Annotated in this window: 21 protein-coding genes and 1 pseudogene; 15 read left to right on the top strand and 7 right to left on the bottom strand. The window is 28.2% G+C overall.

Features of this window, described 5'->3' with window-relative positions:
- Nucleotides 1-2: 2 nt before the first annotated feature.
- Both L8X28_RS02375 and L8X28_RS02370 read right to left on the bottom strand, forming a co-directional pair.
- Nucleotides 3-566, bottom strand: coding sequence for a NeuD/PglB/VioB family sugar acetyltransferase (locus L8X28_RS02375; RefSeq protein WP_263665419.1), 564 nt, complete (start codon nucleotides 564-566; stop codon nucleotides 3-5).
- Between the two features lie 7 nt (nucleotides 567-573).
- Entirely contained in the window at nucleotides 574-1,581 is a 1,008-nt protein-coding gene (locus L8X28_RS02370) for an NAD-dependent 4,6-dehydratase LegB (protein WP_263665418.1), read from the bottom strand.
- Between the two features lie 106 nt (nucleotides 1,582-1,687).
- Between L8X28_RS02370 and L8X28_RS02365 the strand changes: the two genes are divergently transcribed.
- Together L8X28_RS02365 and L8X28_RS02360 are read left to right on the top strand one after the other, a co-directional pair.
- Nucleotides 1,688-2,473 carry a class I SAM-dependent methyltransferase gene (locus L8X28_RS02365; protein WP_263665417.1) on the top strand — a complete coding sequence of 262 codons (786 nt, stop codon included), beginning with the start codon at nucleotides 1,688-1,690 and terminating at the stop codon, nucleotides 2,471-2,473.
- Nucleotides 2,470-3,378: a glycosyltransferase family 2 protein gene (locus L8X28_RS02360; protein WP_318529627.1), complete on the top strand. Its 909-nt coding sequence runs from the start codon at nucleotides 2,470-2,472 to the stop codon at nucleotides 3,376-3,378. The genes L8X28_RS02365 and L8X28_RS02360 overlap by 4 nt, the downstream gene beginning before the upstream one ends.
- Here L8X28_RS02360 and yibB read toward each other — a convergent pair.
- Nucleotides 3,373-4,308: a protein YibB gene (gene yibB / locus L8X28_RS02355; protein WP_263665416.1), complete on the bottom strand. Its 936-nt coding sequence runs from the start codon at nucleotides 4,306-4,308 to the stop codon at nucleotides 3,373-3,375. The two genes, L8X28_RS02360 and yibB, sit on opposite strands and share 6 nt — an antisense overlap.
- 96 nt (nucleotides 4,309-4,404) lie before the next feature.
- Between yibB and L8X28_RS02350 the strand changes: the two genes are divergently transcribed.
- The 3 genes from L8X28_RS02350 to L8X28_RS02340 are packed head-to-tail and all read left to right on the top strand — an operon-like array spanning nucleotide 4,405 to nucleotide 6,952.
- The gene (locus L8X28_RS02350) at nucleotides 4,405-5,439 is read left to right on the top strand and encodes an AAA family ATPase (RefSeq protein WP_263665415.1); all 1,035 of its coding nucleotides are present in this window, start codon (nucleotides 4,405-4,407) and stop codon (nucleotides 5,437-5,439) included.
- 5 nt (nucleotides 5,440-5,444) lie between these two features.
- Nucleotides 5,445-5,972 carry a DUF3226 domain-containing protein gene (locus L8X28_RS02345; protein ID WP_263665414.1) on the top strand — a complete coding sequence of 176 codons (528 nt, stop codon included), beginning with the start codon at nucleotides 5,445-5,447 and terminating at the stop codon, nucleotides 5,970-5,972.
- Nucleotides 5,973-5,989: 17 nt separating this feature from the next.
- Nucleotides 5,990-6,952, top strand: coding sequence for a capsular polysaccharide synthesis protein (locus L8X28_RS02340; RefSeq protein ID WP_263665413.1), 963 nt, complete (start codon nucleotides 5,990-5,992; stop codon nucleotides 6,950-6,952).
- Here the strand turns inward: L8X28_RS02340 and L8X28_RS02335 are convergent.
- The 4 genes and pseudogenes from L8X28_RS02335 to waaC form a co-directional block, all read right to left on the bottom strand.
- Nucleotides 6,939-8,109 (bottom strand): annotated as a pseudogene (locus L8X28_RS02335) (glycosyltransferase family 2 protein). The gene L8X28_RS02340 and the pseudogene L8X28_RS02335 sit on opposite strands and share 14 nt — an antisense overlap.
- A 3-nt stretch (nucleotides 8,110-8,112) precedes the next feature.
- Complete coding sequence (locus L8X28_RS02330) at nucleotides 8,113-9,660, bottom strand: glycosyltransferase family 2 protein (protein ID WP_263665412.1); 1,548 nt, start codon at nucleotides 9,658-9,660, stop codon at nucleotides 8,113-8,115.
- 8 nt (nucleotides 9,661-9,668) lie between these two features.
- Nucleotides 9,669-10,541 carry a lipid A biosynthesis lauroyl acyltransferase gene (locus L8X28_RS02325; protein WP_263665411.1) on the bottom strand — a complete coding sequence of 291 codons (873 nt, stop codon included), beginning with the start codon at nucleotides 10,539-10,541 and terminating at the stop codon, nucleotides 9,669-9,671.
- Nucleotides 10,538-11,557 carry a lipopolysaccharide heptosyltransferase I gene (gene waaC / locus L8X28_RS02320; protein ID WP_263665410.1) on the bottom strand — a complete coding sequence of 340 codons (1,020 nt, stop codon included), beginning with the start codon at nucleotides 11,555-11,557 and terminating at the stop codon, nucleotides 10,538-10,540. The genes L8X28_RS02325 and waaC overlap by 4 nt, the downstream gene beginning before the upstream one ends.
- Before the next feature lie 66 nt (nucleotides 11,558-11,623).
- On the opposite strand from waaC, the gene L8X28_RS02315 reads away from it, so the two are divergent.
- From L8X28_RS02315 to pglE, 10 genes are read left to right on the top strand one after another with little or no spacing between them, the layout of a single operon-like run.
- Nucleotides 11,624-12,403, top strand: coding sequence for a 3'-5' exonuclease (locus L8X28_RS02315; protein ID WP_263659287.1), 780 nt, complete (start codon nucleotides 11,624-11,626; stop codon nucleotides 12,401-12,403).
- 58 nt (nucleotides 12,404-12,461) lie between these two features.
- Complete coding sequence (gene galE / locus L8X28_RS02310) at nucleotides 12,462-13,448, top strand: UDP-glucose 4-epimerase GalE (RefSeq protein WP_263665409.1); 987 nt, start codon at nucleotides 12,462-12,464, stop codon at nucleotides 13,446-13,448.
- Nucleotides 13,442-15,136, top strand: a complete 1,695-nt coding sequence (locus L8X28_RS02305) for an ABC transporter ATP-binding protein (protein WP_263665408.1) — start codon at nucleotides 13,442-13,444, stop codon at nucleotides 15,134-15,136. Before galE ends, L8X28_RS02305 begins: the two co-directional genes overlap by 7 nt.
- A complete protein-coding gene (locus L8X28_RS02300) occupies nucleotides 15,133-16,197 on the top strand; it encodes a glycosyltransferase (protein WP_263665407.1) in 1,065 nt (354 codons plus the stop codon). Before L8X28_RS02305 ends, L8X28_RS02300 begins: the two co-directional genes overlap by 4 nt.
- A 1-nt stretch (nucleotide 16,198) precedes the next feature.
- Nucleotides 16,199-17,299, top strand: coding sequence for a glycosyltransferase (locus L8X28_RS02295; protein ID WP_263665406.1), 1,101 nt, complete (start codon nucleotides 16,199-16,201; stop codon nucleotides 17,297-17,299).
- Between the two features lies 1 nt (nucleotide 17,300).
- On the top strand, nucleotides 17,301-19,439 hold the full coding sequence (locus tag L8X28_RS02290) for an STT3 domain-containing protein (RefSeq protein WP_263665405.1): 2,139 nt from the start codon (nucleotides 17,301-17,303) through the stop codon (nucleotides 19,437-19,439).
- A complete protein-coding gene (gene pglA / locus L8X28_RS02285) occupies nucleotides 19,436-20,563 on the top strand; it encodes a N,N'-diacetylbacillosaminyl-diphospho-undecaprenol alpha-1,3-N-acetylgalactosaminyltransferase (RefSeq protein ID WP_263665404.1) in 1,128 nt (375 codons plus the stop codon). Before L8X28_RS02290 ends, pglA begins: the two co-directional genes overlap by 4 nt.
- A complete protein-coding gene (pglC, locus tag L8X28_RS02280) occupies nucleotides 20,556-21,158 on the top strand; it encodes an undecaprenyl phosphate N,N'-diacetylbacillosamine 1-phosphate transferase (RefSeq protein ID WP_039626890.1) in 603 nt (200 codons plus the stop codon). The genes pglA and pglC overlap by 8 nt, the downstream gene beginning before the upstream one ends.
- Entirely contained in the window at nucleotides 21,145-21,741 is a 597-nt protein-coding gene (gene pglD, locus L8X28_RS02275) for a UDP-N-acetylbacillosamine N-acetyltransferase (RefSeq protein WP_133319737.1), read from the top strand. The genes pglC and pglD overlap by 14 nt, the downstream gene beginning before the upstream one ends.
- On the top strand, nucleotides 21,738-22,898 hold the full coding sequence (gene pglE, locus L8X28_RS02270) for a UDP-N-acetylbacillosamine transaminase (RefSeq protein WP_263665403.1): 1,161 nt from the start codon (nucleotides 21,738-21,740) through the stop codon (nucleotides 22,896-22,898). The genes pglD and pglE overlap by 4 nt, the downstream gene beginning before the upstream one ends.
- Nucleotide 22,899: the final 1 nt, after the last annotated feature.

Below are 22,899 nucleotides of genomic sequence, written 5' to 3'. Positions count from 1 at the left end.
CATTATACTCCTTTCATATATACTATACTATCTTCGCCTAAAATACTACCATGTTTTAAATGACTATTTGACCCCAAAAAACTATGCTGCTTTATCAAACAACCCCCATTAACAACACTAGCTGTACTAATATGACAAAAATTTTCAATTATAGCATCATGTTCAACTAATGCTTTTGAATTTATTATACAACCTTTACCTATCTTGACATTTGTATTTACCAAGGCATGATGCATTATTATACTTGCCTCATCAATAAAAGATCTTTTTGACACATGAGCAAGCGGCGAAATAATAGTTGGCAATCTAAAACCTATAGTTTTCAACTTATCATAAATTTGCACTCTCGGCAATGAAGTTTTAATTTGTCCAATACCAATTAAGGCATATTTATATTCTTTAAATAATTTTTTTAAATCATCATCATTCCCAAGCAATGGATAATACGCACTTTCTATATCATTATCCACAAAACCAGCAATTTCAAATTTACCTTCAAGCTCTATAACATCCATACATGCTCTTGCATGTCCTCCAGCTCCAATAATGATTATTTTTTCTTTCACAAAAATCCTAAATATTATAAATATCACTTTTATATTTTTTTAAATTTAAAGAACTACTAAACCACTCTATAGTTTGAGCTAAACCTTTTTCTATATCATATTGTGGTGAAAAGTTAGTAAGGCTTTTAATCTTGCTATTGTCACACCATAGCCTAAATACTTCACTATTTTCGGGTCTAACGCGTTCATTTTCTGTGATAAATTCTACATTTGATTTCATAAGTTTTTTAATGAGTTCTAAAGTATCTTTTATGCTTATTTCATAATTTGATCCTATATTTACCACTTCACCTATAGCCTTTTGGCATTTAGCTAACTCTAAAAACCCTAAACAAGTATCTTTCACATAATTAAAATCTCTAGTAGGACTTACATCTCCAAGCTTTATTTGTTTAGCTCCATTTGCAATTTGAGTGATGATAGTTGGGATCACCGCCCTTGCGCTTTGCCTTGGGCCATAGGTATTAAAAGGTCTTGCTATGGTCAGTGGGAGATTGAAAGCATTATAAAAACTCATTGCCATAGCATCAGCACCTATTTTGCTTGCTGAATATGGACTTTGTGCTTGCAAAGGATGTTTTTCATCAATAGGCACATACAAAGCCGTACCATAAACCTCGCTTGTACTTGTATGAATAATACGCTTTACATTATTTTCTAATGCACTTTGGCAGATATTTAAAGTACCCTTTATATTAACATCTACATAACTATCTGGAGCAACATAAGAAAAAGGTATGGCTATTAAAGCTGCTAAATGAAAGATGATTTCTACATCTTTAGTGATATTTTTACAAAAATGTGGATCTCTAATATCTCCACAAACTACTTCAATATCTTTTAAACACTCTATATCTTCAAGCCAACCCCAATAATTAAAAGAATTATACTGGCTTAAAGCTTTAATCTTATAACCATAAAACAAAGAATTCTTGTCTTTGCTTTGTGTATAAAGCATTTCAACTAAATGCGAACCTATAAAACCATCTGCACCTGTGACTAATATATTCTTCATTATAACTTCTCATATATTTTTTGTGCAATAATAACATTTATATAAAAAATAAAGCAATTTTATGGCAAAATTAAAAAAATAAAAATAGGATTGAGAGGAATAATAAATGTCTATATATGATGAAGAATTTTATAAACAACAATCTCAGGGAAGTTATCAGTCAGCAAAAGAAATTATACCAATAATAAATAATTTTATCCCAAATATTCAAAGCGTATTGGATGTTGGTTGTGGTATTGGTACATGGCTTAAAGCATGGCAAGAACAAAACAAATTAATAGAAATTTTTGGAGTCGATGGAAATGACATATCGGAAAGCTTTTTTTATATTGACAAACATAATTATAAAAAAGTTGACTTAACAACCACCGCAAATACAATTTTAGATGATATAAAACAATCGTTAAAAGATATTAATAAAAATTATTCAAAATTATTCAATTTGACTCAAAGTTTAGAAGTCGCTGAGCATATTGATGAAAAATATGCTCAAAATTTTATAGAATTACTAACATTAACTTCAGATATTATTTTATTCTCTGCAGCTATTCCTAATCAAGGAGGATTAGAACATATCAATGAACAACCACCAAAATATTGGGCGAATTTATTTGAAAAATACGATTATTTATGTTTTGATATTAGAAATTTATTTTGGGAAAACGATAAAATTGATTTTTGGTACAGACAAAATATTTTTTTATATATTCATAAAGACAAAATTAACTCATTAGAATTACCTATAAAATCCACACAAAATCCTATGCATATGGTACACCCTGAAAAACTTATAGGATTACTAGAAGCAAAAAAAGAAAAAGAAAATGAGAAAAACAAAGGTTTTAGGTTATATCTTCGTCATCCTAAAAAAATATTCCAAGGTAAAAAATGAGTCAAATTTCCATCATACTACCAACATATAATGTGGAAAAATATATAGCTAGAGCATTAGAAAGTTGTATAAACCAAACTTTTAAAGATATAGAAATCATTATAGTAGATGATTGCGGTAATGATAAAAGTATAGATATAGCTAAAGAATATGCTAGTAAAGATGATAGGATAAAAATCATACATAATGAAGAGAATTTAAAACTCTTAAGAGCAAGATGCGAAGGTGTTAAAGTAGCAACTTCACCTTATATAATATTTTTAGATCCCGATGATTATTTAGAGCTTAATGCTTGTGAAGAATGTATTAAAAATTTAAATACTAATATTGAAATGATTTGTTTTAATACATATATCATAAATGGAACAAAAACTCCTATAAAAAACCACTCTATTAACATCTACTCAACAAAAGATTACCTTATTTATCTAATCAATAAAGATAACTTTATATGGAATGCATGGGGCAAGTTATTTAAAAAAGATATTTTGTTGAAAGCTTTTAATGATCTTGATTTAAGAAGTAACAAAATTACAATGGCCGAAGATGCCTTAATTTTTGCAAGTTACACTAAAAATATAACAAAAATCAAAACAATTTCAGAATGCTTATATAACTACAATTGTGAGAATATCAACTCGACTACAAACCAAAAAAATATCAACAAAATAAAAAGCTATCTTAAAGATTTAGAATACTGCATTCAAAAACTTTCTGCTTATAATTACAATACTCATCACTATTTATTCTGTCAGTATATTGTCAGTTGTCTTCAAATTCATAAATATGATTTGTATTATAAAAATATAGCCAAAAATTTTATTCATAAATTCATTTTGAGACTACAACGAAAAAAAATAAAAAATTTTAGAAAAAATATCCTCAACAAAATAAAAAATCTATAGCTCTACATTTTTTTTATTTATAAATTTGTAATATATATATTTAAAATACATCTTCATTTTTAGCATAAATTTTTTATCTTTAGAATTTTTTATTTCTTCTTTAATTAGTTTATAATACTTGCTATCTTTTCTTTTGAATAAAATAGTATTTTTAATTTCTTTTGGTATAAAATTAAATAATGAGCCAAACCATTCATAACATCTGATTATATTGTAATTTTGAGGATAATTTCTTGTACACCATAAAAGCATAATTTGATCATCATCTACTATATTAAACGACAAAAAACATTGCATACACTCTTGGAAGTGTTGTTTAAAATCGAACCATGATTTTTTATTTCCAAAAAAAATACTACCTATAATAAATATTTCCATATTATAATAAATTTCAGGAATAGTGTTTGTTTCTTGATCTTTTATAGAAAAAAAATTGATTTTATCATTAATTATATTTTCTTGTTTTTCAAGTAAAAAATTAAACTGATCTTTGTTGATAAAAAAGCTATCTCCATGATTAAAACCAAAGTCAAGCCACATTATATTTTCACTCGCAACACCTCTTTCTATTGCATCGCAAACAAAAAAGGGTTTTAGGTACATAAGATAGCAATATAGCGGAGAAATACACTCTATATTGTTAGGATTTTTACGATGCAAAGTTTGATTATAATTCTTAAATGTTTCCTTGATTTTATTTAAAGTTTGAAGATCAAATTCATTTAATTCTTTTACAATAATTGTAGTTTTACCCTCTAAATGATGTTGCTTTCTTTTTTCTAAAATCAATTCTTTCATATCTTCTGTAGTATAAATAACCACATGATTTTTAAGTCCTGACCAAAAATCAAAATAAGATAGATATTGATCATTACCCCTTGTGGTTCTACCAATATTATAAAAAGCTGTAATGATAGTTGTTTCATGCATTATACAAACCTTAATATTTTTATGATATTATATCATCGAAATGAGTTAAGATAATAAATAAAAATCTAAAATATTGATTCTAAGGTGGAATAAACTATGATAGATAATATTAAAATTGAAAATTATAAACTTATAAAAGAGTTAGAGATTAATAATGTTAGAAATATTAATATATTTACTGGTGAAAACAATTGTGGTAAATCAAGTATTTTAGAAGCTATTTATTTAGCCTTATCACAAGATTGCATAAAAAATTTAATTTACAGTTATGATACATTTAGAAATTTTCCGTTAAATAAAAAAAATATTAGATATCTATTTAATAATTTTGATTTGAATAAAAAAATATTTATATCCACGAGAACAAATAAAGATATCTTATCATCGTTGAAAATTTCTCTAGAGAAGGAATTAGTAGTTTCTATATTAGATAATTTAAACGAAAACGAGGATACAAAAATACTTTTTGAATACAAACACAAGACAAAAGAACAAAAAAATACTTTAACAATAAAAGAAATAAAAGATACAGAAAGAACTGGTGTTGTTGAAAGACGATATGAAGCTAAAAAATATCTAAATAAAAATAATTCTATTTATCTTCCTGTTAATGTATTTTCTTTTGAATCTATTCACTTCTTAAGAAATATCCGCACTGACAATAAAGAAGAACAATTAGTCAAATATTTACAAATTTTTGATAAAAGCATAAAAGATGTAGAAGAAATCAACGGGGAAATTCTTATAAAAAGTTCAAATTTTAATCAAAAAGTTCCAATTAAAATCTTTGGTTATGGTTTTATAAAATTTTTTAACTATATATGTGCTTTAATTTCCAATGAAGCAAATTATATTCTTATAGACGAAATAGAAAATGGTTTACATTATAAAACAACTAAAAAACTTATAGAATCCTTAATAGAATTTAATAAAAACACTAATATTCAGATTTTTATATCTACCCATAGCTTAGAATTTTTATCTATTGTTGAAAAAGTAACAAATGAAAAAGAATTTACAGATCTAGGTATCTTTAATATATACAAATACGAAGAAAATGTTTATTGTAAATATTACCAACTCCAGCAGCTAAAAGAATTGCTAGATAACGGTGTAGAGCTTAGAAAGTAGTGCAAATGATTAAAATTTATGTAGAAGGAAAAAGTGATAAATTTTTCTTAGATGCGTTATGCAAAGAAATTAAAATAGATGAATTTGAAACTATATCTGTAGGTAGCAACAACTTTTCTTTATCTAATTTAGAATTGGTTAAATCAGATATAAATGATAAAAGAGTTGAAAAGATTTATATAGTTTTTGATGCGGATAATGATTACCAAAAAACCAAAACTAATTTAGAACAGCAATTAATAAATTTACAAAAAATAAAAATATTTTTACTACCAAATAATAAAGATAATGGTGAACTTGAAGATTTATTAAAAAAAATAGCAAAACATCCTTGTTTTATTATCTGCTTTGAAGAATATATTAATTGCCTCAAAAATAAAGGGAATACAAATTTAAACAAAAAAGAATTAAATAAAAATCTTATATATAGTTATAATCAAGCTTGTGGAAACAGAATAAAAAACATATGTTTAGAACATTATAATTTAGACCATGAATATATAGAGCCTTTGATTGATTTTTTGAAAGCATAACATAAAGACTTAAAATCATGAATTTATGTAATAATTTATGTAATTTTATACCCATAAAATCAATAAGAAGAAAATTAAGAAATCATATTCAATATAAGTTAGAACACCCTAAAGTGGCTAATTATCTTTTAAACAACTATGTCAATCCTTTTTTAGAAGGAAAAATTCCTCATTTTGATTTTGAAAAAAAACATCATTTTAAAAACGATAAAATTATTTGGCAATTTTGGTATCAAGGTAAAAATCAAGCTTCACCTATGATACAACAATGTTTCAATTCAGTGCAAAGTCAAATGAAAGATGACTACACAATCATCATTTTAGATAAAGATAATATAAAAGAGTATCTTGATTTTCCACCATATGTTATAGAAAAATTAGAAAATAATTTTTTTGGAGAAAAAACTATAACTTTTTTTTCAGATCTTTTAAGAGTATGCTTGCTTACAACTTATGGAGGTATATGGTGTGATGCAAGTATATTTTTAAGCTCTAAAATTCCTAGTGAACTTTGTAATAAAGATTTTTTTACCTTTGAAAGATCAAAAACAAAACCTAGTAAAGAAAAATTGAAAAAATTTATCAAAAGTGGGTATTTTTCTTATGGATATTTTAACTGGAATGATGATTTTAAAGTTAAAATGCTAAATAGTTTTATAATCTCAAAATCTCATCACAAAAATATCCAAGCTATGAAAAACATACTTATATATTATTGGTTAAATGAGAAAAACTCTAATAACTTTTATTATTTTACTTTTCAAATTATCTTTGAACTTTTAAAAAAACATGGCTTTGTAAATGATACCTATAAAAATATGAGCGATATAGAATGCCATTTATTACAATTTAGCGCCAAAGAAAAATTTAATCCAACTCTTTGGGAAGAAATTCAAAAGCAAAGTTTTTTACACAAACTCACGCATTTTAAATCTATAAAAAAAGATTCAATGATAGATAAAATCATCATGCAAAGTTGATTTTATCTAAAAATACTTTTTATTTTTTGCCAAATTTTCCAAAGATCATAAGGAATTTTTGTTTGGATAAAAGGTTTAATTATAGGTAATTTTTCCTTTAAATTTAAAGGATCTTTTTTAAATTTTTTAATCATCAAAGCTTTTTTTACATAAAAAGGCAAAAATGTCTCTTTTATAGCCAATACATTTTCACTTTTTTGATCTTTAAAAAATTCTATTAATTCTAAAGCTGTTATCATCCTACTTGCTGCTTTTAAATAATTTTTTGCCTCTTTAGCATTTTCTCCAAAAAATTCATATAAGTCTTTAAAATACTCTGACACATTTGCCCTTGTAACTTTTTTGTCATGATTAGATATACTATTTGCTCTCAAACGGCACAAATACAATCTTTTAGGAAAAATATAAATATTACTAGCACAGCTAAATAAAACCATGCCAAAATAAATATCTTCATTGATAATTTTGTTAATAAATTTAAGTTTTAATTGTTTTAAAAATGAAAAATCTATCATACCGCCCCAACTAAATGAAATATCCCTAGAACCTACTTTTATAGCCTGTTTAGCATAGTCTCTTGGAGTGATAGTGCATTCTTGAGTAAAATTAAATATATTCATCCTTGTCTTTTGACCTTTATCTTCTATGCCATCATCATAAATACAAGCATGATCAAACCATAATACATCTACATTTTTCATTCTCGCAACGCACTCTTCTATGCAGTTTAACTCCCAATAATTATCAGAATCTAAAAAGATAATATAATCAATCTTTGGAATTTCTAATTTATCATCTACTAAAGCATTTTTATGTTTATAAATTTTATAAATATTTTGCGGGTTATTACCAGTAATATTAAAAATATTTAATTCATTTTCTTGTTCAATATGTTGTATTTCATATTCACCATAAAAAAATTCTATACCTACATTTCTAGCACTACTTAAACCACCATTTTTTTTATCAAAAAGAGTGATTCTTTTATCTTTTAGAGTATATTCTTTTGCAATATTGAGTGAGTTTTCATCTGTACTACCATCATTTATGAGTATGATTTCTAAGTTAGTATAGGTTTGATTGATTACACTATCTAAACATTCTTTTAGATATTTTTCTACATTGTATATGGGGATTACTACGCCTACGGTTTTCATGCCTTATCTCCAAGTTGTTTTTTCATTTTTTATAGTTTCAAGATAAATTTGATGATTGATTTCAAGCATATTTTTGCTATTTTCTTCATGGTAGATATGATAAGCCAGAGCATTAAATTTAAGCCTTTTAAACACTCCCTCATTAAATAAAAATCTAGCTACAAACTCACTATCTTCCCTGCCCCAACCTATAAATTTTTCATTAAAACCTTCAATGGCTTCAAAATCACTTTTATAAAAACTCATATTGCAAGTTTTACTACCTTTAACAAGCTGTGATTTTTTAAAAAATTTCTTAGTTAGTTTTGAAAATTTATATATACATTTAGCTAAAAAAATATTTCTTTGATTTTTAAAACCTTTTTTATTAAATGTCAAACTAAAATCATTTTTGCTTAAAAGTTCTTTGCTTTCATTTTCATTTAAAATAGTTCTTGAGCCTTGCAAAATAGTCTTTAAACTAGCAAATTTTAAATGATCACTAATGAAGTTTTTTTCTAAAATCATATCACCATCGATTAAAACAATATATTCACTATTTGAAGCTCTAATCGCTTTGTTGCGGCTTGCCGCAGCACGAAATCCCTCATCTTCTTGCCAAATATGCTCTAACTTACAAGGAAAATCCTTTTGATAAGCTTGTATAAGCTTAGCCGTATCTTCCCTGCTTCCATCATCAGCTATTAAAACCTCATCTGGTAAAGGCTCTAAGTTTTTAACGCTATCAAGCACCAAAGCAAGCCTTTCTTTTTGATTATAGGTTGTGATGATTAAAGCACAAGTTTTTGGGTTTTGTTTTTTTAACTCATACAATTTCATATATTTAAAAAAGGCCCCAAGACCATTACAAGTACTTATGATAAAGCCTTTATAGCCATAAAAAATCCCTTTTTTCAAAACATAATTTCTAAAAAAAGTCCAAATTCCTCTTAGCAATGCCTTGCAAACACTACTTTCTCTGTGTAAATTTTGCAAAGCCCAAAGCTTAGAGTATTTTTGAAGCTTATCTAGCAAACTATCGATATCATCAAACGCAAAATGTCTCAAACCATTTTGCAACTTAATCTTTTTACTATCTTCATGTAAAATCAAACTCTCATGTACTAAATTTTCATTAAAATTAGTATGGGTTTTATTAAACACCCGCATTACATGATCAGGCCACCACCCACAAGCTTTAATCCACTCTCCATTATATAAATTTTCTCTTGGTAAGGCTATAATATCTTCTTTATTAGGCTCAATTTGCCCTAATTCTTGTAAAAATTCTTTCTTAGCAAGCTCATCTGCGTCAATATTAAAAATCCAATCATTGCTAGCATAACTTATGGCTAAATTTTTCAAAGGTCCAAAACCTATAAATTTATGCTGATAAATCTTGATATTTTTATAGCTTTTACTAAACTCATAAGCAATTTTTAAAGTATCATCATTACTATCATTTTCTATTAAAACAATCTCACCAAATTCTTGCAAAGATTCCAAGCAAGCCTTTAAGGTTTTTTGAGCATTTTTAACAATCATTATCACACTAATTTGCTTTAAATCCATTTTATATCCTATAAATACAACTCATGATTATATCTTTTAAATCTCTTATGAAAGAAAAAATACTCATCAGGTTTAAATTTAATCATCTCTTCACAACACTTTGCTTGATACTTAGTAAGCTCTTCTATGCTTGCCTTACCTGCGTCTAAAGCCTTAAAAGTTTTTACAAAAAATTTCTCATCTTTTTGATACACAAAACAAGGTAAAATCATAGCATTTGTTTTTTTAGCAAGTACACTTGCACCTGCTATGAAATTTACTTCTTGGTTAAAATATTGTATTTTTACACTTTCACTATCCACTGCATCTTGATCGGTTAAAATTCCAAGCGATCTACCTTCTTTTAAGGCTTTTAGCATTTTTCTAAGCCCGCCCTTTTTTTCTATAAGCTCTATATTAAATTGCGTGCGATTTTTACTTAAAATTTTATCCATTATCACGCTATCAAGTGCTCTTCCAACTATGGAAATTCCTTGAAATTTAGCCCCAAAAGACAAAGCCAAAAGCTCCCAGTTACCATAATGAGCCGTAATTACGATCAAGGGTCTTTTACTTTGCATTATATTTAAAATTTGTTCCTCATCATCAAAGCAAATTTTATTGATGATTTCCTCTTTGCTTGCATTTTGATTTTTGATAAAATCAATCCCAAATTTAGCAAAATTTTTATAGATATTAAGACTAGTTTCATCACGCCATTTTTGATCTTTTTCAGGAAAGCAAATTTTTAAGTTTGTGTCAATGATTTTGCGGTGTTTGTGATTAAGCCTATAAGTGATCAAAGCAACCAAATTTGCAAAAGAGTTTAAAAGCTTTGAAGGTAAAATCTTCACAAGAGCTTTTAGTATATAAAAAAGGCTTAGATATACATAATTTATCATTTTTCTAAAAGCTCACAAGCAAGTTTAAAAATATCTTTTTCATCGATATTTTGTATGCAAAAATCACTCTTATCTATATGTTTTGAATGCAGTATTTTTTTACCTGCATTGATTGTTTTGTTGATATTTGTTTCATAGGTATTTCTTTGACTAGGAGTAGCACCAAAAATCGTTATAGAAGGCTTGTTTAGTGCAAAGGCCAAATGAGTAGGCCCACTATCATTTCCGATAATCAAATCACTTGCCTTAGTTAAAGCACAAAGCTCGCTTAAGCTTAATTTTGGCGCAAGTTCTATTTTCAAATGTTTTAAATTTAAAACTATATCTTTAGCAAAATTAAATTCCCCTACATTGCCCCAGCCAAGTATGATTTTTGCACTAGCAAAATGCTCCAAAAGCATTCTACAAAGTAGTATCAAACGCTCTTTTGGGTAAATTTTATTTGGCATAGATGATCCTACATGTATGAGTATATTAGGCGCACTTTCATTCAAAGATAATCTTTGCTCTAAGCTTTCCTTTAACTCATCATCTATACTAAAGCAACTTTGTTTTAATTCTATATCACTATGATCAAAATGCTCATTTAAAACATAAGCCACCAAAGAAAGATTACGCACGACAATATTTTCTTCATAATTACACGCAAATTTATGCGCATAAAAATTGCTCGCAAAGCTTTCTTTTATGCTTTCTTGATCAAAACCAAAAGTATTAGCACATAAAAATTTACTCACTAAAGCGGATTTAATCAAACCTTGCAAATCAATCACAACATCATATTTGTTTTGCCTAGCTTCAAAAAGCATAGCAAAAACTTCTTTGAATTTTCTATCTTTTAAAGGCAGGGCATAAACTTCATTGATCATTGGATGATCTTGCAATAATCCTGCAAATCTTGCATCTACAAACCAATCAATACTCGCCTTAGGATAATGCTTTTTAATAAATTGTAAAACAATTACCGCATGGATGATATCTCCAAGTGCAGATAATTTAACCAAACCTATTTTCATATACTACTTTATTTTTAAATTTTCTGTTATGATTTTAACAAAGATTTTTTTAAAAAAAGGTTTATCATGCAAGAATATATTTGCGTTTTTGATTGTGAGAGCATTCCTGATGCAGAATTGATAAAACATCTTTATGATTTTAATGGCGATGATTTAAGCATTAGCAAGCAAGCTTTAGAAAGACAAAAAGAAGAAAGTGGAAGTGAATTTTTACCCCTACCTTTTCATAAAGTTGTAAGCATTTGTGCAGTGATTGCAGATAAATTTGGAAATTTCATCAAAGTCAATAAAATCAAAGGCGAAAATGAAAAACAAATGCTAGAAGAGTTTTTTAACTTCATAGATAAACACCAACCCCGCCTTGTAAGTTTTAATGGCAAAAGCTATGACATGCCTTTGCTTGTTATAAGAGCATTAAAATACAATATCAACGCAAGTGCTTATTTGGACGCAAGCGATAAATGGAATAACTACAAAAGCAAATTTGTAGAAAATAAACATTGTGATTTATTAGAATCTTTAGGAAGTTTTGGTCAAAAAGGCTTAAGACTTGACACGCTTTGTGCTATGGCAGGACTTCCTGGAAAATATGATGTGCATGGAAATGAAGTATTAGAACTTTTTTATCAAAACAAATTAGAAAAAATTCACGAATACTGCGAAAGTGATGTGTTAAACACCTATATGCTATTTTTAAAATACGAACTCATTAAAGGTAATTTAACCCAAGAAGATTATCTTAATATTTTAGAAAATTTCAAAGAAGAACTTTTGCAAAAACATAGCGATAAAAGCTATCAAAAGCCATTTTTAGAGGCCATAGAAAAAGAAAAGAGCAAGTTTTAAATTAATTAAGAAAAGTATATTAAAATAACTATTATTAAATATCACAAAAAGGATAAAAATGAAAATTTTAATCACCGGTGGCGCAGGATACATAGGCTCTCATACTTTAAAACAATTTTTAGAAACAAATCATGAAATTTGTGTATTAGATAATCTTTCAAAAGGTAGCAAAAAAAGTTTGGATGAACTTTCTAAAATCAGACCTTTTAAGTTTTTTGAGCAAGATTTAAGCGATTATGCTGGGATTAAAAAACTTTTCAAAGAAGAAAAATTTGATGCAATTGTGCATTTTGCAGCTAGTATTGAAGTTCCTGAAAGTATGGAAAATCCTTTAAAATACTATATGAACAATACCGCAAACACAAGCAACTTAATCCAAACTTGTTTAGAAACAGGTGTGAAAAAATTCATTTTTTCTTCAACCGCAGCTACTTATGGAGAGCCACAAACTCCTATCGTAGATGAGCAAAGTCCATTAGCACCGATTAATCCTTATGGACAAAGCAAACTAATGAGCGAAAAAGTCTTACAAGATGCTAATATGGCTAATCCTGAATTTAAATATTGCATTTTAAGATACTTCAATGTAGCAGGTGCTTGCATGAGTTATCCTATAGGTCAACGCTATCCAAAAGCTACTTTACTTATCAAGGTTGCTGCTGAAGTAGCCACAGGAAAAAGAGAAAAGCTTTATATTTTTGGCGATGATTATAATACTAAAGATGGCACTTGTATTAGAGATTTTATCCATGTTGATGATATTTCAAGTGCGCATTTAGCTGCTTTAGAATACCTAGAAAATAATGAAAGTAATATTTTCAATGTAGGCTATGGACATGGCTTTAGCGTAAAAGAAGTTATTAAAACTATGAAAAAAGTAAGCGGGGTGGATTTCACAGTAGAACTTGCACCAAAAAGAGCTGGGGATCCTTCTGTGCTTATTTCAAATGCTGATAAAATCAAAACCCTAACTAATTGGAAACCAAAATATGATGATTTAGAATTAATCTGTAAAAGTGCTTATGAGTGGGAAAAACAGTGTTAAAAAAACTTTTTTTCATACTCAATGCCCATGATAAGAAATTTTTATTTGCTTTGCTAATTTTTTCTATTTTTATAGGATTTATAGAAAGCTTTGCTATTTCTTTGATCATGCCTTTTGTATCAGTGGCGAGTAATTTTGAGCTTTTAGAAAAAAGCTCCTATTTTCAACCTGTATATGAGTATTTAAATTTACCAAGTTATAAGATTATTGCTTATTTTGGCTGTATATTAATCGCCTTTTATATTTTTAGAGCCTTTTTAAATGCCTTTTATTTTCATTTGCTTGCGCGTTTTTCTAAAGGGCGTTACCACAGCCTTGCTTGTCGTATTTTTGATAAATACCTACACCTTGAATATGAAAATTTTACTAACAAAAATCAATCAGAACTTTTAAAAACTATTACTCAAGAAGTATTTCATTTAAGCACTTTAATTAGTGCTTTTTTACTTATGCTAAGTGAAAGCTTTGTGGTGTTTTTACTTTATACTTTATTGCTAATTATCAACTATAAAATCACCCTAGCTTTAAGTGCTTTTTTACTTTTAAATGCTTTTATTTTGATTAAAATCCTCTCACCCTTGGTAAAAAAAGCTTCCATAGCTAGAGAAGAGGCAATGAAAAATTATTTTGAAATTTTAAATGCAAATTTAAACAACCTTAAAATCATCAAACTCAAAACCAAAGAACAAAGCACACAAAAGCTTTATGAAATTCAAAGTGGGCTTTTTGCCAAAGCAAATATTAGCAATGAAAGCATGTCAAGCATTCCTAGAATTTACCTTGAAGGTATAGGTTTTTGTATGCTTTGTTTTATCGTGGTGTATTTAGTTTTAAGATATGAAAGTGATATTTCCTCTATCTTAGCAACTATTACTATTTTTGTGGTGGCTCTTTATAGGCTTATGCCAAGTGCTAATCGTATCATCACAAGTTATAATGAAATCACATATTATAAAAACTCTTTAGATATTATTTATAACATGCTCAATGAAAAAGAAGAAAAGCTAGGCGATGAAAGTATTGATTTTAAAGAAAAAATCGTTTTGAAAAATCTTTTCTTTGCTTATAAGGGCAAGAAAAATTTATTTAAAAATTTAAATTTTGAGCTTAAGAAAAATGAAAAAATCGCTTTTATAGGTAAAAGTGGAAGTGGTAAAAGTACTTTAGTTGATCTTATCATAGGGCTTTTAAAACCAAGCGATGGAGCTATTTTTGTAGATGGAATTAAGCTTGATGAGAGCAATATAAAAAGTTTTAGAAGTAAAATTGGCTACATACCTCAACAAATTTATCTTTTTAATGATTCTATTGCTAAAAATATTAGCTTTGGAGAAGAAGTAGATGAAGCGCTTTTACATAAGGTAATCAAACAAGCTAATCTTGAAAGCTTTGTAAATTCACTTGAAGATGGAGTGCATACTAAGGTAGGTGATTCAGGTTCGTTTTTAAGTGGAGGCCAAAGACAAAGAATAGCCATAGCAAGAGCGCTTTACCAACAACCTGAAATTTTAGTTTTAGATGAAGCAACTAGTGCTCTTGATCAAGAAAGTGAAGCAAAAATCATGGAAGAAATCTATAAAATTTCAAAAGATAAAACCCTCATCATCATAGCCCATAGGCTCTCAACTATACAAGGTTGTGATAGAGTATTTGAAGTAAAACATGGGCATTTGAAGGAACAAGTATGAAAATCACTTTCATCATAGCTACTTTAAATTCAGGCGGTGCTGAAAGAGTATTAGTCACTTTAGCTAATGAACTTTGCAAAAATCATGAAATAAATATTATTAAATTTCACAAAGAAGACTCTTTTTACAAGCTTGAGCCAAAAATCAAACTTTTTACCCTAGAGCAGTTTGACTTTTCCACTCTTTATAATAAAATAGCCTCACGCATTAAAAAATTCAAAGCCTTAAAACAAGCACTTAAAGACCACAAAAGCGATGTTTTTATCTCATTTTTAGATACAACTAATATTGCTTGCATTTGGGCAAACAAAGGTTTAAATACACCTTTAATCATTAGCGAACATAGCTCTTATACTTATTTAAAATCTAAAATTTGGAAGTTTTTACGCCGTATAAGTTTTCCTCATGCAAATGCTTTAACCGTGCTAAGTAATGATGATAAAAATTACTATGAAAACTTTGTTAAAAAAGTTATCAATATGCCAAATCCTTGTCATTTTAGCCCTGTTAAAGAAAATTTAGAAAAAGAAAATAATGTCATTTTCGTAGGCAGACTTGATCATAATAAAAATGCTTCTATGTTTTTAAAAGCCATAGCAAGGCTAGATACAAATTTACAAAAACAATACAACTTTTTCATAGCAGGTGACGGAGAATTAAGACAAGATTTAGAACAAAAAGCCAAGAATTTAAATATCAAAGTTAATTTTCTAGGTAAAGTTGAAAATATGCAAGATCTTTATAAAAAAGCAAAAATAATCTGCCTTTGCTCTTTCATAGAAGGCTTGCCAACAGTTTTGCTTGAAAGTTTATATTATCAAGTAGCGCGCATTAGCACTAAATACACAAGCGGTCATAAAGATTTAATTGATGATGGAAAAGATGGATTTTTAGTAGATTTAGATGATGAAAAAGCTTTAAGCGAAAAACTCGCACTTTTAATGCAAGATGAAAATTTAAGAAAAACACTAGCGCTTAATGCACAGCAACGATGTAAAGATTATGAAGTGGCCAATGTAGCACAAAAATGGCTTGATTTAATCAAAGAAGTAAGGGTTTAAAATGAAAAAACTAGCAATTTTTATTTATTCTTTAGGAAGTGGTGGTGCTGAAAGGGTTGTATCTACGCTATTGCCTGTATTAAATTTAAAATATGAAATACATTTAATTTTAATGAATGACAAAATATCATATGATATTCCTGAAGTTAATATCCACTACCTTGAAAAATCAAATCCAAGCGAAAGTAATTTAGCTAAATTTTTAAAACTACCCTTGCTAGCTATGAAATACAAAAAGCTTTGCGAAGATTTAAAAATCAATTTGCAATTTGTATTATTAAATAGACCTAATTATATTGCTTTAATGGCAAAATCCCTAGGACTTAAGTCAACCCTTATTATCAATGAATGCACTACTCCAAGTGTGATTTATAAACATAATAATCTAAATTCTTTTATCAATAAATTTCTTATTAAAAAACTTTATAACAAAGCAGATTTAATCTTAGCAAATTCTATAGGAAACAAAGAAGATTTAATACAAAATTTCAATATAGAGGCTAAAAAATGCGATATTTTATACAATGCCATAGACTTAGAAAACATTATAGAAAAATCTAAAGAAAAAATAGACTTTAAAGATCCTTTTATATTAAGTGTTGGTAGGCTTGATCATGGTAAAAATCATGCTATGCTTATAAGAGCTTATGCAAAAGTTAAAACTGATTTAAAATTAGTCATTTTAGGCGAGGGCATTTTAAAAGATGAGCTTTTAGCTTTAATAGAAACTTTAAATTTAAAAGACAAAATCTTTTTACTAGGTTTTGATAAAAATCCTTATAAATACATGAGCAAATGTGACTTTTTTGCTTTTGCTTCAAGTTTTGAAGGCTTTTCCAATGTTTTAATCGAATGCCTAGCTTGTAATACTGCCGTACTTTGTACCGATCATAAAAGTGGGGCAAGGGAGCTATTTTTAGATGATGAGTTTGGACTTTTAGTAAAAGTAGATGATGAAAAAGCCATGCAAGAAGGCTTAGAAAAAATGTGCAATGATGAAGCATTAAAAGCTTCATATAGACAAAAGGCTTTTTTGCGTGCAAAAGAATTTGATAAAATTAGCGTAGCAAAGCAATTATTTGAATTTTTCAACAAGGCATAAAATGAAACTACGACAAAATTTCACTGATAATAATTCTATAAAATATACCTGTATTTTAATCCTTATAGCCTTTGCTTTTAGTGTTTTGTGTAGGTTATACTGGGTGGCTTGGGCAAGTGAGTTTTATGAGTTTTTCTTTAATGATCAACTCATGATTACTACTAATGATGGCTATGCTTTTGCAGAAGGTGCAAGAGATATGATAGCAGGTTTTCATCAACCTAATGACTTATCTTATTTTGGAAGCTCACTTTCTACTTTAACTTATTGGCTTTATAGTATTTTACCTTTTAGCTTTGAAAGTATTATTTTATATATGAGTACTTTTTTTGCTTCTTTGATTGTTGTGCCTATTATATTAATCGCAAGAGAGTATAAACTCACTACTTATGGCTTTATAGCAGCCTTACTTGGAAGCATTGCAAATAGTTATTATAACCGCACTATGAGCGGGTATTATGATACTGATATGCTAGTGTTAGTTTTACCAATGCTTGTTTTGCTTACTTTTATACGCTTAACTATTAATAAAGACATTTTTACCCTACTTTTAAGTCCGGTTTTTATCATGATTTATTTGTGGTGGTATCCATCAAGTTATTCTTTAAATTTTGCCATGATAGGACTTTTTGGTCTTTATACTTTAGTATTTCATAGAAAAGAAAAGATTTTTTATCTAGCTATTGCTTTAGTGATCATAGCTTTAAGTATGCTAGCATGGCAATATAAACTTGCTTTAATTGTATTGTTATTTGCTATTTTTGCCTTTAAAGAAGAAAAAATTAATTTTTATATGGTTTGGGCTTTGATTTTTATTAGCATTTTGATATTACATTTAAGTGGTGGTTTAGATCCTGTTTTATATCAACTTAAATTTTATGTTTTTAAAGCTTCTGATGTGCAAAATTTAAAAGATGCTGCCTTTATGTATTTTAATGTTAATGAAACTATTATGGAAGTAAATACTATCGATCCTGAAGTATTTATGCAAAGAATTAGTTCCAGTGTTTTAGTATTTGTCCTTTCTTTTATAGGTTTTATCTTGCTTTGCAAAGATCACAAAAGTATGCTTTTGGCTCTACCTATGCTTGCACTAGGTTTTATGGCTTTAAGAGCTGGGCTTAGATTTACCATTTATGCAGTTCCTGTGATGGCTTTGGGTTTTGGGTATTTTTTATATACATTTTTTAATTTTTTAGAAAAAAAACAAATCAAACTTAATCTAAAAAATAAAAACATCTTGCTCATACTCATTGCATTTTTTAGTATAAGTCCTGCTCTAATGCATATTTATTATTATAAATCCTCTACTGTTTTTACTTCTTATGAAGCTAGTATTTTAAATGATTTAAAAAATAAAGCTCAAAGAGAAGATTATGTCGTTGCTTGGTGGGATTATGGTTATCCAATACGCTATTATAGCGATGTAAAAACCTTAATTGATGGTGGAAAACACTTAGGAAAAGATAATTTTTTCTCATCTTTTGTCTTAAGTAAAGAACAAATTCCAGCAGCTAACATGGCAAGACTTAGCGTAGAATACACTGAAAAATCTTTCAAAGAAAATTATCCTGATGTTTTAAAAGCTATGGTAAAAGATTATAACCAAACAAGTGCTAAAGATTTTTTAGAAAGTTTAAATGATAAAGATTTTAAATTTGATACCAATAAAACTAGAGATGTATATATTTACATGCCTTATAGAATGTTGCGTATCATGCCCGTGGTAGCACAATTTGCAAATACAAATCCTGACAATGGAGAGCAAGAAAAAAGTTTATTTTTCTCTCAAGCTAATGCCATAGCTCAAGATAAAACAACAGGTTCTGTTATGCTTGATAATGGAGTAGAAATTATTAATGATTTTAGAGCTTTAAAACTAGAAGGTACAACTATACCTTTAAAAGCTTTTGTAGATATAGAATCCATCACTAATGGCAAATTTTATTACAATGAAATTGATTCAAAAGCTCAAATTTATTTACTCTTTTTAAGAGAATATAAAAGCTTTGTGATTTTAGATGAAAATCTTTATAATAGTGCCTACATACAAATGTTTTTATTAAATCAATACGATCAAGATTTATTTGAGCAAGTCACTAATGATGCAAGAGCGAAAATTTATAGGCTAAAAAGATGAAAATAGGAATTTTAACCCATAGCGCAATGAGTGTGTATTATTTTCGTCTTGCACTCATTAGAGCTTTAGAAAAAAATAATCATGAAGTTATAATCATCACTCCAAAAGATGATTTTGCTATTAAGCTACAAGAGCTAGGCTATAAGGTTTGCTTTTATGATTTAGCTAGATCAAGTGTTAATCCTTTAATTGTTTTTAAAAATCTACTTAGTTTAAAAAATACACTCAAAAGCTTAAATTTAGATCTTTTACAAACAAGCGCTCACAAAAGCAATACAACAGGTATTATAGCAGCTAAAATGGCGGGTATTAAATACACTTTTGGTTTAGTTGAGGGCTTAGGAAGTTTTTATATAGATGATGATTTTAAAAGCAAATTAGTAAGAATGAGTATTAATTTACTTTATAAAATTTCTTTTAAACTTGCTAATGGTTTTATTTTTGTCAATGAAAGCAATGCTTTATTTATGAAAAATTTAGGCTTAAAAGAAGAAAAAATCAAAATCATAAAATCCGTAGGGCTAAATTTAAAACAATTTTTACCTTTAAAAATTAGCACAGAAGAAAAACAAGCTTTTTTAAAAGAACATAATATGCCTGATAAACCTATCGTTTTAATGATTTCAAGAGCACTTTGGCATAAAGGAATTAAAGAATTTTATGAAACAAGCCAAATTTTAAAAGATAAGGCAAATTTTGTTTTAGTGGGTGGAAGAGATGATAATAAATCTTGTGCACCATTAGAATTTTTAAACTCAAATAATGTTTTTTATCTTGGCGCAAGAAGTGATATTGCACATTTATTAAATTTATGCGATATTTTTGTTTTACCAAGCTATAAAGAAGGCTATCCAAGAACGGTTTTAGAAGCACAAGCTTGTAAAAAAGCATGTGTGGTAAGTGATGCTGAAGGTTGCATTGAAGCAGTGAATAATGCCATAGACGGTTTAATTTGTAAAAGCAAAGATAGCAAGGATTTAGCTGAAAAAATCGCAGTTTTACTAGAAGATGAAAAACTAAAAAATACTTTAGCACAAAATGCTTTTCTTAGAGCGCAAAATTATGATGAAAATATCATAGCTTTGAAATATCTTGACTTTTATAGGGGTTTTGCAAATGTATAAAAATGGTTTAAAGCGTGTTTTTGACTTTTTTTTGGCTTTGATTTTATTGATTATTTTTTTACCCTTTATAGTGCTTATAGGTATTGTTTTAAAAATCGTTCAAGGAAGTGTGCTTTTTAAACAAGCAAGACCAGGATTAAATGAAAAAATTTTTTATATTTATAAATTTAAAACTATGAGTGATGAAACCGATGAAAATGGAGAATTACTTCCTGATGAATTACGCTTAAAGCCTTTTGGTAAGCTAGTTAGAAGCTTGAGTTTAGATGAATTACCGCAGCTTTTTAATGTATTAAAAGGCGATATGAGCTTCATAGGCCCAAGACCTTTACTTGTAGAATACTTGCCCTTATACAATCAAGAGCAAAAAAAACGCCACGATGTAAGACCAGGCATTACAGGTTGGGCACAGATTAATGGACGCAATGCTATTTCTTGGGAGCAAAAATTTAAATATGATGTAGAATATGTGCAAAATTGCTCTTTTTTATTTGATCTTAAAATCTTTTTTATGACCATTATTAAAGTTTTAAAAAGAAGCGGGGTTAATAAAGAAGGAGTAGCTACAACGGATAAATTCAATGGACACAACTAAAAGTATTTATATATATGGTTCTAGTGGGCATGGTTTAGTCTGTGCTGATGTAGCTAGAAATTTAGGATATGAAAAAATCATCTTTTTAGATGATAATAAAGGCTTAAAATATCACTCCAATTTAGAAAAACACGATATGTTTATTGCTATTGGCGCAAACTCTATTAGAGAAAAACTTTTCAAAAAAGCAAAAGATGATGGATTTAGATTAGTTAATTTGATACACAAAAGTGCTATTATTAGCCCAAGTGCTTTTTTAGATGATGAGGGTATTTTAATCATGCCAAATGTCGTAGTTAATGCTAAAGCTAGCATAGCAAAAGGTGTGATTTTAAATACTGCTTGTGTGATTGAGCATGAGTGTTTTGTAGATGAGTTTAGCCATATTAGCGTTGGAGCTAAACTAACAGGAAATGTAAAAATAGGAAAGCGTTGTTTTTTAGGAGTTAATTCAAGTGTTATTCCTTGTATAAGTTTAAATGATGATATAACTTTAGGCGCAGGAGCAGTTGTAGTTAAAAACTTAACTTCTAAAGGCATTTATGCTGGAGTTCCTGCCAAGAAAATAAAGGAGGTAAAATGAGATTTTTTCTATCAGCACCACATATGAGTGGAAAAGAATTAGAATACATACACAATGCTTTTGAAAGTAATTATATAGCACCTTTGGGTGAATTTGTTAATGCCTTAGAACAAAGTATTAAAGATTATACAAAAAGTTCTAACGCACTTGCTCTAAATGCAGCCACTGCAGCTATTCATTTAGCTTTAAGAGTTTTGGGCATCAAAGAAGGCGATATAGTTCTAGCTTCAAGTTTTACCTTTATTGCTTCAGTAGCACCTATTTCTTACATGAATGCTACGCCTGTATTTATTGATTGTGATGAAACTTATAATTTAGATGTAAATTTATTAAAAAAAGCTATCAAAGAAAGTCCTAAAAAGCCAAAAGCTCTCATTTTAACACACCTTTATGGTAATGCTTCTAAAATGGATGAGATCGTCCAAATTTGTAAAGAAAATGAGATTTTTTTAATCGAAGATGCTGCTGAAGCTTTGGGAAGTTTTTACAAAAATAAAGCCTTAGGTACTTTTGGGGATTTTGGAGTATATTCTTTTAATGGTAATAAAATCATCACAACAGGTGGTGGTGGCATGCTTGTGAGTGAAAATCATGCTAATCTTGAAAAAGCAAGATTTTATAGTACCCAAGCTAGAGAAAATTGCCTTCATTATGAGCATAAAGAATATGGCTATAATTATAGAATGAGCAATATCTTAGGTGCAATCGGTACTGCTCAAATGGAAGTTTTAGAAGAAAGAGTGAGCAAAAAGCGTGAAATTTATAGCTGGTATAAAGAATTTTTAAGTGGAACTTTTACTTTTTTAGATGAGCTTGAAAATACCAAGTCAAATCGCTGGTTAAGCACTGCTTTACTTGATTTTGATTTAAATAAACTTAATACCTATGAAAAACATTGTATATGTGAAAATAAAAATGTTCAAATTCAAGATAAAATTTTAAAAATCATACAAGTTTTAAAAGATAATAAAATCGAAAGTCGTCCACTTTGGAAGCCAATGCATTTGCAAGAACTTTACAAAGGCTGCGATGCTTACTTAAATGGTAATAGTGAGTTTTTCTTTAGTAATGGAATTTGCCTTCCAAGTGCAACTACTATGAGCAAAGCTGATGTAGAGGAAGTTTCTACTTTAATCTTAAACACCTTAAAGGACTAAG

Origin of the sequence: Campylobacter sp. CNRCH_2016_0050h, assembly GCF_025772605.1 — a bacterium.
In the GTDB taxonomy this organism is placed as follows: domain Bacteria; phylum Campylobacterota; class Campylobacteria; order Campylobacterales; family Campylobacteraceae; genus Campylobacter_D; species Campylobacter_D lari_D.
This window is presented reverse-complemented; position numbering and strand designations above follow the sequence as displayed.

Excerpts from the sequence above, each read along its gene's own strand:
- L8X28_RS02370 (WP_263665418.1), bottom strand. The coding sequence starts at position 1,581 with ATGAAGAATATATTAGTCACAGGTGCAGATGGTTTTATAGGTTCGCAT.
- L8X28_RS02365 (WP_263665417.1), top strand. The coding sequence starts at position 1,688 with ATGTCTATATATGATGAAGAATTTTATAAACAACAATCTCAGGGAAGT.
- L8X28_RS02360 (WP_318529627.1), top strand. The coding sequence starts at position 2,470 with ATGAGTCAAATTTCCATCATACTACCAACATATAATGTGGAAAAATAT.
- yibB (WP_263665416.1), bottom strand. The coding sequence starts at position 4,308 with ATGCATGAAACAACTATCATTACAGCTTTTTATAATATTGGTAGAACC.
- L8X28_RS02350 (WP_263665415.1), top strand. The coding sequence starts at position 4,405 with ATGATAGATAATATTAAAATTGAAAATTATAAACTTATAAAAGAGTTA.
- L8X28_RS02345 (WP_263665414.1), top strand. The coding sequence starts at position 5,445 with ATGATTAAAATTTATGTAGAAGGAAAAAGTGATAAATTTTTCTTAGAT.
- L8X28_RS02340 (WP_263665413.1), top strand. The coding sequence starts at position 5,990 with ATGAATTTATGTAATAATTTATGTAATTTTATACCCATAAAATCAATA.
- L8X28_RS02330 (WP_263665412.1), bottom strand. The coding sequence starts at position 9,660 with ATGGATTTAAAGCAAATTAGTGTGATAATGATTGTTAAAAATGCTCAA.
- L8X28_RS02325 (WP_263665411.1), bottom strand. The coding sequence starts at position 10,541 with ATGATAAATTATGTATATCTAAGCCTTTTTTATATACTAAAAGCTCTT.
- waaC (WP_263665410.1), bottom strand. The coding sequence starts at position 11,557 with ATGAAAATAGGTTTGGTTAAATTATCTGCACTTGGAGATATCATCCAT.
- L8X28_RS02315 (WP_263659287.1), top strand. The coding sequence starts at position 11,624 with ATGCAAGAATATATTTGCGTTTTTGATTGTGAGAGCATTCCTGATGCA.
- galE (WP_263665409.1), top strand. The coding sequence starts at position 12,462 with ATGAAAATTTTAATCACCGGTGGCGCAGGATACATAGGCTCTCATACT.
- L8X28_RS02300 (WP_263665407.1), top strand. The coding sequence starts at position 15,133 with ATGAAAATCACTTTCATCATAGCTACTTTAAATTCAGGCGGTGCTGAA.
- L8X28_RS02295 (WP_263665406.1), top strand. The coding sequence starts at position 16,199 with ATGAAAAAACTAGCAATTTTTATTTATTCTTTAGGAAGTGGTGGTGCT.
- L8X28_RS02290 (WP_263665405.1), top strand. The coding sequence starts at position 17,301 with ATGAAACTACGACAAAATTTCACTGATAATAATTCTATAAAATATACC.
- pglA (WP_263665404.1), top strand. The coding sequence starts at position 19,436 with ATGAAAATAGGAATTTTAACCCATAGCGCAATGAGTGTGTATTATTTT.
- pglC (WP_039626890.1), top strand. The coding sequence starts at position 20,556 with ATGTATAAAAATGGTTTAAAGCGTGTTTTTGACTTTTTTTTGGCTTTG.
- pglD (WP_133319737.1), top strand. The coding sequence starts at position 21,145 with ATGGACACAACTAAAAGTATTTATATATATGGTTCTAGTGGGCATGGT.
- pglE (WP_263665403.1), top strand. The coding sequence starts at position 21,738 with ATGAGATTTTTTCTATCAGCACCACATATGAGTGGAAAAGAATTAGAA.